The sequence below is a fragment of the Serratia sp. X3 genome (assembly GCF_014982455.1).
Taxonomy (GTDB): Bacteria; Pseudomonadota; Gammaproteobacteria; order Enterobacterales; family Enterobacteriaceae; genus Serratia; species Serratia ureilytica.
Genome location: NZ_JADCNB010000003.1, coordinates 502,546 through 515,692 on the forward strand (window position 1 = coordinate 502,546; position 13,147 = coordinate 515,692).

The 13,147-nt window shown below is 61.3% G+C and carries 10 protein-coding genes; 5 read left to right on the plus strand and 5 right to left on the minus strand.

Annotation, left to right across the window (positions count from 1 at the left end; genetic code table 11):
* Positions 1 to 18: 18 nt before the first annotated feature.
* From IMX17_RS16550 to IMX17_RS16565, 4 genes are all read right to left on the minus strand, one after another.
* The gene (locus tag IMX17_RS16550) at positions 19 to 1,413 is read right to left on the minus strand and encodes an amino acid permease (RefSeq protein WP_033652933.1); all 1,395 of its coding nucleotides are present in this window, start codon (positions 1,411 to 1,413) and stop codon (positions 19 to 21) included.
* A 102-nt stretch (positions 1,414 to 1,515) separates the two neighbouring features.
* A complete protein-coding gene (hutH, locus tag IMX17_RS16555) occupies positions 1,516 to 3,051 on the minus strand; it encodes a histidine ammonia-lyase (RefSeq protein WP_025301604.1) in 1,536 nt (511 codons plus the stop codon).
* Positions 3,048 to 4,739 (minus strand): urocanate hydratase, encoded by a 1,692-nt coding sequence (hutU, locus tag IMX17_RS16560; protein WP_015376677.1) that lies wholly within the window; start codon positions 4,737 to 4,739, stop codon positions 3,048 to 3,050. Before hutU ends, hutH begins: the two co-directional genes overlap by 4 nt.
* 375 nt (positions 4,740 to 5,114) lie before the next feature.
* Positions 5,115 to 6,455, minus strand: a complete 1,341-nt coding sequence (locus IMX17_RS16565) for an aromatic acid/H+ symport family MFS transporter (protein WP_033641877.1) — start codon at positions 6,453 to 6,455, stop codon at positions 5,115 to 5,117.
* Between the two features lie 327 nt (positions 6,456 to 6,782).
* On the opposite strand from IMX17_RS16565, the gene queE reads away from it, so the two are divergent.
* Both queE and IMX17_RS16575 read left to right on the plus strand, forming a co-directional pair.
* Positions 6,783 to 7,454 (plus strand): 7-carboxy-7-deazaguanine synthase QueE, encoded by a 672-nt coding sequence (gene queE, locus IMX17_RS16570; RefSeq protein ID WP_033641878.1) that lies wholly within the window; start codon positions 6,783 to 6,785, stop codon positions 7,452 to 7,454.
* Between the two features lie 43 nt (positions 7,455 to 7,497).
* The gene (locus tag IMX17_RS16575; RefSeq protein WP_193549994.1) at positions 7,498 to 8,007 is read left to right on the plus strand and encodes a GNAT family N-acetyltransferase; all 510 of its coding nucleotides are present in this window, start codon (positions 7,498 to 7,500) and stop codon (positions 8,005 to 8,007) included.
* 26 nt (positions 8,008 to 8,033) lie between these two features.
* Here IMX17_RS16575 and queD read toward each other — a convergent pair whose 3' ends face one another.
* The gene (queD, locus tag IMX17_RS16580) at positions 8,034 to 8,393 is read right to left on the minus strand and encodes a 6-carboxytetrahydropterin synthase QueD (RefSeq protein ID WP_004932638.1); all 360 of its coding nucleotides are present in this window, start codon (positions 8,391 to 8,393) and stop codon (positions 8,034 to 8,036) included.
* Between the two features lie 436 nt (positions 8,394 to 8,829).
* On the opposite strand from queD, the gene cysJ reads away from it, so the two are divergent.
* From cysJ to IMX17_RS16595, 3 genes are all read left to right on the plus strand, one after another.
* A complete protein-coding gene (gene cysJ, locus IMX17_RS16585; protein ID WP_182265293.1) occupies positions 8,830 to 10,629 on the plus strand; it encodes an NADPH-dependent assimilatory sulfite reductase flavoprotein subunit in 1,800 nt (599 codons plus the stop codon).
* Complete coding sequence (cysI, locus tag IMX17_RS16590; protein WP_182265294.1) at positions 10,629 to 12,344, plus strand: assimilatory sulfite reductase (NADPH) hemoprotein subunit; 1,716 nt, start codon at positions 10,629 to 10,631, stop codon at positions 12,342 to 12,344. The genes cysJ and cysI overlap by 1 nt, the downstream gene beginning before the upstream one ends.
* 61 nt (positions 12,345 to 12,405) lie before the next feature.
* Complete coding sequence (locus IMX17_RS16595; RefSeq protein WP_046898150.1) at positions 12,406 to 13,140, plus strand: phosphoadenylyl-sulfate reductase; 735 nt, start codon at positions 12,406 to 12,408, stop codon at positions 13,138 to 13,140.
* Positions 13,141 to 13,147 lie beyond the last annotated feature (7 nt).

Sequence of the window (13,147 nt, forward strand, 5' to 3'; positions counted from 1 at the left end):
TTTTAGCAGAAGCGAGCGTTACATCTGTTGCGTCGCCGCGGTCACCGGCGAACCGCCGCCTTTCTTGCGCACCCACAGCCAGTAAGCCACGGTGAGTAAAGCGATCCACACCAGCCCAACGTACAGCGCGATGCGGCTCTCTTCGAAATAGCCGAGCAGGCCGATGACGAATGCCATAAAGGCGGTCGCCAAGGCCGGCGCGACCGGCCACCACGGCACCGGGAAGCTCAACTGACGCGTTTCTTCCGGCGACAGCGTGCGGCGCATCACGATCTGCGACAGCAGGATCATCAGCCACACCCAGACGGTGGCGAAGGTGGCGATCGAGGCGATGATCATGAAGACCTTCTCCGGGATCAGGTAGTTGAGCACCACCGCCAACAGCAGGGCGACTGACATCACCAGCACCGTCATCCACGGCACGCCGCTGGCGGTCAGCTTGGTGAAGCTACGCGGCGCCTGGCCGTCCTGCGCCATGCCGTACATCATGCGGCCGGCGCCGAAGATGTCGCTGTTGATGGCGGAAATGGCGGCGGTGATCACCACCACGTTCAGCACGTTGGCGGCGGAGCTGATGCCGAGGTTGCTGAAGATCTCAACGAACGGGCTACCGTTCTGGCCGATGCTGTTCCACGGATAGATCGCCATCAGCACTGTCAGCGTCAGCACGTAAAACAGCAGGATGCGCACCGGCACGGCGTTGATCGCCTTCGGCAGCACTTTGGCGGGGTCTTTCGCCTCGCTGGCGGTGATGCCGATGATCTCGATGCCGCCGAAGGCGAACATCACCACCGCCAGCGAAGCGACCACGCCGCCGATGCCGTTAGGCATAAAGCCGCCGTGTTGCCACAGGTTGCTGATGCCGGTGGCGTGTTGGGCTTGCCCGAAACCGAACAGCATTACCGCCGCGCCGCCGACGATCATCGCCACGATGGCGGCGACCTTGACCAGCGACAGCCAGAACTCCAGCTCGCCGAAGACCTTGACGCTGCACAGGTTGAGCGCGCCGATAAACAGGATGATGCTGAGCACCCAAACCCACTGAGCGACGTCCGGGAACCACAGCCCCATATAGATGCCGAAGGCGGTGACGTCCGCCAGGGCGACGATCACCATTTCAAAGGTGTAGGTCCAGCCGGTGAGGAACCCGGCCAGCGGGCCGAGATAGTGGCTGGCGTAGTGGCCGAACGAGCCGGAAACCGGCTGATGCACCGCCATTTCACCCAGCGCGCGCATCACCATGAATACCGCCGCGCCGCCCACCAGATAGGCCAGCAGCACCGCCGGGCCGGCCAGTTGGATGGCGCCGGCGGAGCCGTAGAACAGGCCGGTGCCGATCGCCGAGCCGAGAGCCATGAAACGGATATGCCGCGCGTTTAGTCCGCGTCTGAGTTGGGTCGTTTCGTTACGCATGTTGTTTCCCGTTAAGTGTTTGCCGAACAGGCACGCGCTGCCCGCACCGGGTGGAACGCACCCGGCGGGGCAGAACAAACTGCGTGATTCAGTGTGTGATGATTATGCCTGGCTAGGCAGCAGCGCCGCAGGCAGCAGCGATGTCAGGTGACCGGCCGCCAAGAGTTGGCTGGCGGCTTCAATGTCGGGGGCGAAGAAACGATCCTTGTCGTAGAAACTGACATGCTCGCGCAGCAGACGACGCGCCTGCTCCAGACCTTCCGAGGTCTTCAGGCCGTTGCGGAAATCCAGGCCCTGGCAGGCGGCCAGCCATTCGACCGCCAGAATGCCGCGCACGTTGTCCGCCATGCTCCACAGGCGGCGACCGGCGGCCGGCGCCATGGAGACGTGGTCTTCCTGGTTGGCGGAGGTCGGGATGCTGTCGACGCTCGACGGATGCGCCAGCGCTTTGTTTTCGCTGGCCAGCGCCGCGGCGGTGACCTGAGCGATCATGAAGCCGGAGTTCACGCCGCCGTTTTCCACCAGGAACGGCGGCAGTTGCGACATGTGTTTGTCCATCATCAGCGAGATGCGGCGCTCGGACAGCGAACCGATTTCGGCGAACGCCAGCGCCAGGTTATCGGCGGCCATCGCCACCGGTTCGGCATGGAAGTTGCCGCCGGACAGCACGTCACCCTGTTCGGCGAACACCAGCGGGTTATCGGAGACGGCGTTGGCTTCTATCTCCAGCACCTCGGCGGCCTGGCGGATCTGCGTCAGGCAAGCGCCCATCACCTGCGGCTGGCAGCGCAGGGAGTAAGGATCCTGCACTTTTTCGCAGTTGCGATGCGAGTCGGAGACTTCGCTGCGCGCGCCGAGCAGGTGGCGGTAGGCGAGGGCTGCATCGATCTGGCCGCGCTGGCCGCGCACCTCATGGATACGCGCATCGAACGGGCTGCGGGAGCCCAGCGCCGCTTCCACCGTCAGGCTGCCCGCCACGGTCGCGGCGGCGAACAGGTCTTCCGCGTCGAACAGGCCGCGCAGCGCGAAGGCGGCGGAGACCTGGGTGCCGTTCAGCAGCGCCAGGCCCTCTTTCGCCGCCAGCGTCAGCGGTTTCAGACCGGCCTTGGCCAGCGCTTCGGTCGCCGGCAGCCATTGGCCCTGATGGCGCGCCTGGCCTTCGCCCAGCAGCACCAGGCTCATGTGCGCCAGCGGCGCCAGGTCGCCGGAGGCGCCGACCGAGCCCTTCAGCGGGATATGCGGATAAACTTCGGCGTTGACCAGCGCGATCAGCGCCTGGATGACTTCCAGACGAATGCCGGAGAAGCCGCGCGACAGGCTGTTGATTTTCAGCACCATGATCAGGCGCACCAGATTGTCGTCGGTGGGCTCGCCCACGCCGGCGGCGTGTGACAGCACGATCGAACGCTGCAGGTTTTCCAAATCGTCGCGGGCGATGCGGGTCGAAGCCAGCAGGCCAAACCCGGTGTTGATGCCGTAAGTGGTGCGGTTTTCTTCAACGATGCGTTCCACGCAGGCCACGCTCTGCTGGATAGGGCCGTAGGCGTTGTCGTCCAGCGTCAGCGTCACCGGGTGTTGATACACGTCGCGTAGCTGGGCCAGCGTCAGTTTGCCTGGGCGAATAGTCAGCGCTTTCATGCTTTTTCTCCTTGGGTCGCGGCAACCATCGGCAGGTTCAGGCCTTGCTCACGGGCGCAGTCGATAGCGATATCGTAACCGGCGTCGGCGTGACGCATGACCCCGGTAGCCGGGTCATTGTGCAGGACGCGGGCGATGCGCTCGGCGGCTTCGTCGGTGCCGTCGCAGACGATCACCATGCCGGAGTGTTGGGAGAAGCCCATGCCGACGCCGCCGCCGTGGTGCAGGGAAACCCAGGTGGCGCCGCTGGCGGTATTCAGCAGCGCGTTCAGCAGCGGCCAGTCGGAAACGGCATCGGAACCGTCTTTCATCGCTTCGGTTTCACGGTTCGGGCTGGAAACGGAGCCGGAATCCAGGTGGTCGCGGCCGATGACGATCGGGGCGGACAGTTCGCCGCGGCGCACCATCTCGTTGAACGCCAGGCCCAGCTTGGCGCGCTGGCCGAGGCCAACCCAGCAGATGCGCGCCGGCAGGCCCTGGAAGCTGATGCGCTCGCGCGCCATGTCCAGCCAGCGGTGCAGGTGCTCGTCATCCGGGATCAGCTCTTTCACCATGGCGTCGGTTTTGTAGATGTCCTGCGGATCGCCGGACAGCGCCGCCCAGCGGAACGGCCCGATGCCGCGGCAGAACAGCGGACGGATGTAGGCCGGCACGAAGCCCGGGAAGTCGAAGGCGTTGTCGACGCCGGTTTCTTTCGCCATCTGGCGAATGTTGTTGCCGTAGTCGAAGGTCGGCACGCCCATCTGCTGGAACGCCAGCATGGCTTTGACGTGATCGGCCATCGATTGCTTGGCGGCGGCGACCACTTTGGCCGGCTCGGTTTGCGCGCGCTGGCGATACTCTTCCCAGCTCCAGCCCTTCGGCAGGTAGCCGTTCAGCGGATCGTGGGCGCTGGTCTGGTCGGTGACCATGTCCGGGCGCACGCCGCGGCGCACCAGCTCAGGCAGGATTTCCGCCGCGTTGCCGCACAGAGCGATGGAGATGGCTTTGCCTTCTGCGGTGTATTTTTTGATGCGGGCCAGCGCGTCGTCCAGATCTTTGGCCTGCTCATCGACGTAGCGGGTTTTCAGACGGAAATCGATGCGGCTCTGCTGACATTCGATGTTCAGCGAGCAGGCGCCCGCCAGCGTCGCGGCCAGCGGCTGGGCGCCGCCCATGCCGCCCAGACCGGCGGTCAGCACCCAGCGCCCCTGCAGGCTGCCGTCGTAGTGCTGGCGGCCCGCTTCGACGAAGGTTTCATAGGTGCCCTGAACGATGCCCTGGCTGCCGATGTAGATCCAGCTGCCGGCGGTCATCTGGCCGTACATCGCCAGGCCTTTGGCGTCCAGCTCGTTGAAGTGTTCCCAGGTTGCCCAGTGCGGCACCAAGTTGGAGTTGGCGATCAGCACGCGCGGCGCGTTGCTGTGGGTTTTGAATACGCCGACCGGTTTGCCGGACTGCACCAGAAGGGTTTCGTCTTCTTCCAGCGTTTTCAGGGTTTCGACGATCTTGTCGTAGCAATCCCAGTCGCGCGCGGCGCGGCCGATGCCGCCGTACACCACCAGCTCGTGTGGGTTCTCCGCAACTTCAGGATCGAGGTTGTTCATCAGCATGCGTAACGGCGCTTCGGTCAGCCAGCTTTTTGCGTTTAATTGTGTGCCGCGTGGCGCGCGTACATCGACATTGCGAACTTTGTTATTTGTAGTCACAGCATTTTCCTCAAACAGTATCGGTGCAGATTCCATGCCGCGGTGGGGATGAGTACCACGGCATAACAATGCGTAGGGCTTATTAACATATACTTGTATGTACAAGCATATGCAACACTGACCAGTTGCCGCTGAAAAGTGGCATAAGAAAAAGTTATTTTCTTTTTATATCAGATTGATATGCGATTTTTTATCACCGGTATCAGGTACGGGAAGCCGGAGAAAAGTGAGCTGTTCGGCAAAAATGAATTAAAATTGACTCATTTTTGGGCGGCTAGTCACAATATTTTTACAGTCTGATTACAGTTGACGGCGGAGGATAAAAAAGCCCTATCGCCGCAGGAAGAAAGCCCGCCGTGGGCGGGCTTGCAAGGGTCAGGCGGCCGGCTGCAGCGTCGGTTTGCGGCTCATCTTGCACACCGTGGCGATGGCGGCGATCAGCGCCGGCACGCACAGGAACATCAGGATGCTCTGCACTTCCCACTGCATGGCCAGCAGTTGGGCACCCATCATGGTGCCGGCGACGCCGCCGAAGCGGCCGATGCCCTGCATCCAGGCGATGCCGGTGGCGCGGCTGTGGGTCGGGTAGAAGGTCGCCGCCAGCGTTTGCAGCCCGGACTGCGCGCCGTTCATGGTGACGCCCATCAGGAAGATGAAGGCGCCCAGCAGCACGATCTGTTTATCCTCGGTGGCCATCGCCACGATCAGCAGGGCGGTGACGACAAAGCCGCTCGAGACGACTTTGTGCGCATTCCAGCGGTCCATCAACCAGCCGGCCACCAGGATGCCCAGCGTGCCGCCGAAGGTGAACAGCGAGGTGAGCATCGCCGATTGCTCCAACTGATAGCCCAATCCCTGCATCAGGATCGGCATCCAGCTCAGCAACACGTAGTAGATCACCAGCCCCATAAAGTAGGTCAGCCACAGCATCAGCGTGCCGAGCAGGTAAGGGCGGCTGAACAGCAGGCCGACGCTGGTCTTGGTCTGCGCCAGCTTCTCTTCGTACAGGTAAAAACGCGTCACGCCGTCGAGGCTCCGGCTGACGAAACGCTGCGCGATACGCTTGATCTTCGCCGCATCCTGGCCGCGGTTAACCATATATTTAACCGACTCCGGCAGCAGCAGGATCAGCAGGACAGTCAAGACCAGCGGGGCGATGGCGCCGAGCAGCAGCACGCTGTGCCAGCCGTAGTTCGGGATCAGCCACGATGAAATGGCGCCGCCGCCGGCCGCGCCCAGCGGAAAACCGCAGTACATGGTGTTGATCGCCAGCGAACGGCAGCGCTGCGGTGCGTATTCGGAGATCAAGGTAATGGCGTTGGGCATCGCCGCCCCCAGCCCGAGGCCGGTGAGGAAGCGCCACAGCGTCAGGCTGTTGAGCGAACCGGCATAGGCGGTGGCCAGGCTCGACAGGCCGAAGAACAGACAGGAAAACACCAGCACGCGCTTGCGGCCGATGCGGTCGGAGATCGGCCCGGCGATCAGCGCGCCGAGCGACAGCCCCAGCAGCGCAGCGCTCAGCACCGGTCCAAGATCCTGCTTCACGATGCCCCAGTCTTTGGCGACCGAGGGGGCGATATAGCCCATGGCGGCGGTATCGAAACCGTCGATGGCGAGGATCAGAAATCCGAGAATGATCAGTGTCCAGTGAAACAGCGAAAACTTGCTGTCGTCGATGGCCTGTTGAATGTTTAACTCGCTGGTGGAATGAGTCATGGCACCCTCTAAACGCAGATGTAGTCGTGATGGATGGAACGTGGCCGAAACTGGCGCTCGGCTTGTGTTTGCTTGTATATACATCTGCGCGTCGGCGCTTTATGTCAAATATAATTATCTTATTTGTTAACTGCGTGTTGTTTTCTGTGGAGCAGGTTGCACCGCCGATGAAAGGCCAAAGACCGGTTAACAAATTAAATGAACGCCCTTGGCGGTGAGATATGCTGACGGCGGCGCGGAGGATAAAATTTAATACAATTTTGGCCGTTTGGTCGCCGGGCCGGAATCTGCGATAATCGCTTTTTACTTTTCCAGATTGAGAAACCGATGCAGTACCCGATCAACGAGATGTTCCAAACCTTGCAGGGCGAAGGCTTTTTCACCGGCGTTCCGGCCATTTTCATCCGCCTGCAGGGCTGCCCGGTAGGGTGCAGCTGGTGCGACACCAAACATACCTGGGAAAAGGAAGCCCATCGGGAAGTAGACCTGCAACGGATCCTGGTCAAAACAGAAGAGAGCGACGCCTGGGGCAATGCCGGCGCCGAGCAGCTGTTGGCGGTGATGCGCCAACAAGGTTACACCGCGCGCCATGTGGTGATCACCGGCGGTGAACCCTGCATCTACGATCTGGCGCCGTTGACCGAGCTGTTCGAACAGCACGGCTACCGTTGCCAGATTGAAACCAGCGGCACCCACGAAATTCGCTGTTCCGCCAACACCTGGGTGACGGTTTCGCCCAAGGTGAATATGCGCGGCGGCATGAAGGTGCTGGATCAGGCGCTGCGGCGCGCCGACGAGGTGAAGCATCCGGTGGCGCGCGAGCGCGATATCGAGGCGCTGGATGCGCTGCTGGCGACGCTGCAGGACGATAAGGCGCGCATTATCGCGCTGCAGCCGATCAGCCAGAAAGAAGAGGCGACCCGCCTGTGCATCGAAACCTGCATTGCGCGCAATTGGCGGCTGTCGATGCAGACCCACAAATATCTGAATATCGCCTGAGTTTTTTATTGGCCGCAGGCCTTCGAACGGGACGGGAGTTACGGTGAAAATTGTATCGCGTGCATTCGAGGCGGTGACGGAAGCGGAATTGCGGTCGATTCGCTCGCTGTTGTCTGACGCTTTCCCCGAGATAACCGACGGATTTTATCGGCGGCAGGTGCCGGCTTGCCTGGTGACCGCCACGGAAGGCGAGGCGATCGTCGGCCAACTGGCGGTGCATGAGCGGCCGGTGTTGATTGACGGTGAGGCCGAGGTGATCGGCATCATCGGGCTGGTGGCCGTGGCACACACGCATCGGCGCCGCGGCGTGGCCGCAAACATGCTGGTGAAGGCGCATGACTATTTGCGCAGTAAAGGGATCGCGTATTCCATACTGTTTGCGGTAAGCGAAAAGTACTATACCGGCGCCGGCTATCGGGCGATGGAAAACGAGACGGCGTTCATTGAGGATGGCGAGAGCAAAACGTTTGTCTATCGAGGGGGAATGGCGCTGAGCCTGTCGGAAAGGCCCTGGACGACGCGGCGTCTGGATCTGCAAGGCGATGTAGTGTGAGGGTATCTGCACATACCCTCACGGCATCAACCTTTATATACGCATCCCGCCGTACAGGTCTCTTTCACCATCACCGCAGTCAGTTCCGGTAACTGGGGCTTGAGCTGCTGCCAAATCCAGGCGGCGAGCACTTCGCTGGTGGGATTTTCCAATCCTGGAATATCGTTCAGATAATGGTGATCCAGCCGCTCCCAGATCGGGGAAAACACAGCCTTGAGCTCGGCGAAATCCATCACCCAACCGGTGTGGGGATCCACTTCACCGGTCACTTCCAGACGCACCATAAACGAATGCCCATGCAGACGGCCGCATTTGTGGCCCTCCGGCACATGCGGCAAACGGTGTGCGGCTTCAAACTGAAAATCTTTAAACAGCGTGGTTGCCATTATTACGGCCTCATTGACTCAAAAACCGCCGCATAGTACCGGAAAGCGCGTCTGCTTGCCATTTATACCGTTATGGTCTACCGCCACGGCAAACGCATCCGGTTAACACTTTTTTTGTTTGGTGTCTGCGGCACCTATCGGCTGGGGTTATGAGCCGAAATGTTGAACGGTGAAAAAATGATGAAAAAAAGCGCTTTATTTTCATCTGGATAAAAAACTTTGTTTAACGGTTTAAGCGTTATCCCTTACCGGAAAAACAGCTTAGTCATTTTGGTTATGATTTATTGCTATCCCTTATTTAATCGTTGCTATTCTGCTCGGTAACCTTACAAACTCTCCTGATCTTTTCCGCACGCCCGACGCAGCGAAGAGACAGCGACTGACACTGGCGCGCGCCTGGCAGGAAAGGCGCTAAGTATAGGAAATAAGTACAGCAATGACGACTCAGGCTCCTCCAACATCTTTGCTCCCGCTGACGCCCGAACAGCTGGCACGCCTGCAGGCGACGATCGGCGATTATTCGCCGACGCAGCTGGCGTGGCTGTCCGGCTATTTTTGGGGCATGGTCAATCAACAGCCAGGAGCCGTGGCCATTGCGCCCGCCGCCCCTGCCGCCGCCGGCATCACCATCATTTCTGCTTCGCAGACCGGCAATGCGCGCCGCCTGGCGGAGCAGCTGCGCGACGATTTGCTGGCCGCCAATCTGAACGCCACGCTGATCAGCGCCGGCGATTACAAGTTCAAACAGATAGCGCAAGAGCGCCTGCTGGTGATCGTCGCCTCCACGCAAGGGGAGGGCGAGCCGGCGGAAGAAGCGGTGGCGCTGCATAAATACCTGTTCTCGAAAAAGGCGCCGAAACTGAGTGACACCGCGTTTGCGGTGTTCGGGCTGGGCGACACCTCTTATGAGAATTTCTGTCAGTCCGGTAAAGATTTCGACGCCAAGTTGGCCGAACTGGGCGCCGAGCGCCTGGTGGAGCGCGTGGATGCCGACGTGGAGTATCAGGAACTGGCCGCCGCCTGGCGCAAACAGGTGGTGTCGGTGCTGAAGGCGCGCGCGCCGGCGGAAAGCGCCGCGCCGGGCACGTTGGCCAGCGGCGCGGTCGACCTGATCGACAGCAGCCCGTACAGCAAGGAACAACCGCTCACCGCCCAACTGGCGGTCAAGCAGAAAATTACCGGCCGCGCGTCCGATAAAGACGTGCGCCATATCGAGATAGACCTGGGCGATTCCGGCCTGCGCTACCAGCCGGGCGATGCGCTCGGCGTATGGTTCGACAACGATCCGGCGCTGGTGGACGAACTGGTGCAGCTACTGTGGCTGAAAGGCGACGAACCGGTCGAAGTGGAAGGACAGACTCTGCCGCTGGCGCAGGCGCTGCGCAGCCATTTCGAACTGACGCAGAACACCACGCCGATCGTCGATAAATACGCCGCGCTGTCGCGCGACGAAACGCTGATCGGTCTGTTGGCGGATAAAGCCGCGCTGCAGCAGTATGCGCACAACACGCCGATCGTCGACATGGTGCGCCAGGCGCCGGCGGATCTGAGCGCCGAACAGCTGGTCGGGCTGCTGCGTCCGCTGACGCCGCGCCTGTACTCCATCGCCTCTTCACAGGCGGAAAATGAGAACGAAGTGCACATCACCGTGGGCGTCGTGCGTTACGACATCGACGGGCGCGCTCGCAGCGGCGGCGCCTCCGGTTTCCTGGCGGATCGCCTGGAGGAGGACGGCGACGTGCGGGTGTTTATCGAGCACAACGACAACTTCCGTCTGCCGGCCAACCCGGAAACGCCAGTGATCATGATCGGCCCGGGCACCGGCATCGCGCCGTTCCGCGCCTTTATGCAGCAGCGCGACGCCGACGGCGCCGGCGGCAAAAACTGGCTGTTCTTCGGCAACCCGCACTTTACCGAAGATTTCCTGTACCAGGTTGAATGGCAGCGCTACGTGAAAGACGGCCTGCTCACCCGCATCGATCTGGCCTGGTCCCGCGACCAGCAACATAAAATATACGTACAAGACAAACTGCGCGAACAGGGCGCGGAAGTGTGGCGCTGGATTCAGGAAGGCGCGCACATTTACGTCTGCGGCGATGCCAATCGCATGGCGAAAGACGTGGAACACACATTACTGGAACTGGTGGCCGAGCACGGTGGCATGGATACCGAGCAGGCGGATGAATTTTTAAGTGAGCTGCGCCTTGAGCGCCGTTATCAGCGAGATGTTTACTGATGAGTGATAAACACCCCGGGCCTTTGGTAGTCGAAGGCAAACTGGCCGATGCGGAGCGCATGAAGAAGGAGAGCAACTTCTTGCGCGGCACCATCGCCGAAGATTTGAACGACGGTCTGACCGGCGGCTTCAACGGCGACAACTTCCTGTTGATCCGTTTTCACGGCATGTACCAGCAGGATGACCGCGACATTCGCGCCGAACGCGCCGAGCAGAAGCTGGAGCCGCGCCACGCCATGATGCTGCGCTGCCGCCTGCCGGGCGGCGTCATCAGTCCGCAGCAGTGGCTGGGCATCGACAAGTTCGCGCAGGAAAGCACGCTGTACGGCAGCATTCGCATCACCAACCGCCAGACGTTCCAGTTTCATGGCATCCTGAAAGGCAACGTCAAACCGGTGCATCAGTTGCTGAATCGCCTGGGGCTGGACGCGCTGGCGACCGCCAACGACGTGAACCGCAACGTGCTGTGCACCTCCAACCCGGTGGAGTCCGAGCTGCATCAGGAAGCCTACGAGTGGGCGAAGAAGATCTCCGAACACCTGCTGCCGCGCACCCGCGCCTACGCAGAGGTGTGGCTGGATCAGGAAAAGGTGGCCACCACCGACGAAGAGCCAATTCTGGGGCCGACCTACCTGCCGCGTAAATTCAAAACCACGGTGGTGATCCCGCCGCAGAACGACGTCGATCTGCACGCCAACGACATGAACTTCGTGGCGATCGCCGAAAACGGCAAGCTGGTGGGCTTCAACCTGCTGGTGGGCGGCGGGCTGTCTATCGAGCACGGCAACAAGAAAACCTACGCGCGTCAGGCCAGCGAGTTCGGTTACATTCCGCTCGAGCATACGCTGGCGGTGGCGGAAGCGGTGGTGACCACGCAGCGCGACTGGGGCAACCGTACCGATCGCAAGAACGCCAAGACCAAATACACGCTGGAGCGCGTCGGCGTGGACGTTTTCCGCACCGAAGTGGAAAAGCGCGCCGGCATCACCTTCGCGCCGATCCGGCCGTATGAATTCACCGGCCGCGGCGATCGCATCGGTTGGGTGAAGGGTATCGACGATCAGTGGCATCTGACGCTGTTTATCGAGAACGGTCGCCTGCTGGACTATCCGGGGCGTCCGCTGAAGACCGGCATGGCGGAGATCGCCAAGATCCATAAAGGCGACTTCCGCCTGACGGCGAACCAAAACGTGATCATCGCCGGCGTGCCGGAAAGCGAGAAGGCGAAGATTGAAGCCCTGGCGCGCGAACATGGTCTGATCGACGACCAGATCAGCGAGCAACGCAAAAACTCGATGGCCTGCGTGTCTTTCCCGACCTGCCCGCTGGCGATGGCGGAGGCCGAGCGCTTCTTGCCGCAGTTCGTCACCAAGGTCGAGGGGATCATGCATCGGCACGGGATGGGCGACGAGCATATCGTGCTGCGCATCACCGGCTGCCCGAACGGCTGCGGCCGCGCGCTGCTGGCGGAGCTGGGGCTGGTGGGCAAGGCGGTCGGCCGCTATAACCTGCATTTGGGCGGCAACCGTGAAGGCACGCGCATTCCGCGCATGTACCGCGAGAACATCAACGAAGACGAGATCCTGAGCGAGGTAGACCTGTTGGTGGGGCGCTGGGCAAAGGAACGTAACGCCGGCGAGGGCTTCGGCGACTTCACCGTGCGCGCGGGCATCGTCAAACCGGTGCTGGATCCGGCGCGGGATTTCTGGGAGTGAGGCCGGGCGGCCTCTGGGCAGAGGGGGCGCACAGGCAATTTCAAGCATCAGGAGAGACAACATGGCTGAATTCGATCTGGCGGCGCTGAACGCGTTGCCTAAATCCGGGCAGGCGCTGGCATTGGCGGTGGTCAACGGCCAACTGGAGACCCTCAGCGCCGAACAGCGCGTTGAATGGGCGCTGGCGCATCTGCCCGGCGAGTTCGTACTCTCGTCCAGTTTCGGCATTCAGGCGGCGGTGTGTCTGCACCTGGTGACGCGCATCCGGCCGGATATCCCGGTGATCCTGACCGACACCGGTTACCTGTTCCCGGAAACCTACCGCTTTATCGATCAACTGGCCGACCAGCTGAAGCTGAATCTGCAGGTGTTCCGCGCGGAGCAGTCTCCCGCCTGGCAAGAGGCGCGCTATGGCAAACTGTGGGAGCAGGGTGTGGAAGGGATTGAAAAATACAACCAGATCAACAAGGTCGAGCCGATGAACCGCGCGCTGGAGACGCTGGGCGCGCAGAGCTGGTTCGCCGGCCTGCGGCGCGAGCAGTCCGGCAGCCGCGCCAATCTGCCGGTACTGGCGGTGCAGCGTGGGGTGTTCAAGATCCTGCCGATCATCGACTGGGACAACCGCAAGATTTACCAGTATCTGACCGAACACGGGCTGAGTTATCACCCGCTGTGGGAGCAGGGTTACCTGTCGGTAGGCGATACCCACACCACTCAAAAGTGGGAGCCGGGCATGAGCGAGGAAGAGACGCGCTTCTTTGGCCTGAAGCGCGAGTGCGGTCTGCACGAAGGCTAAACGACGC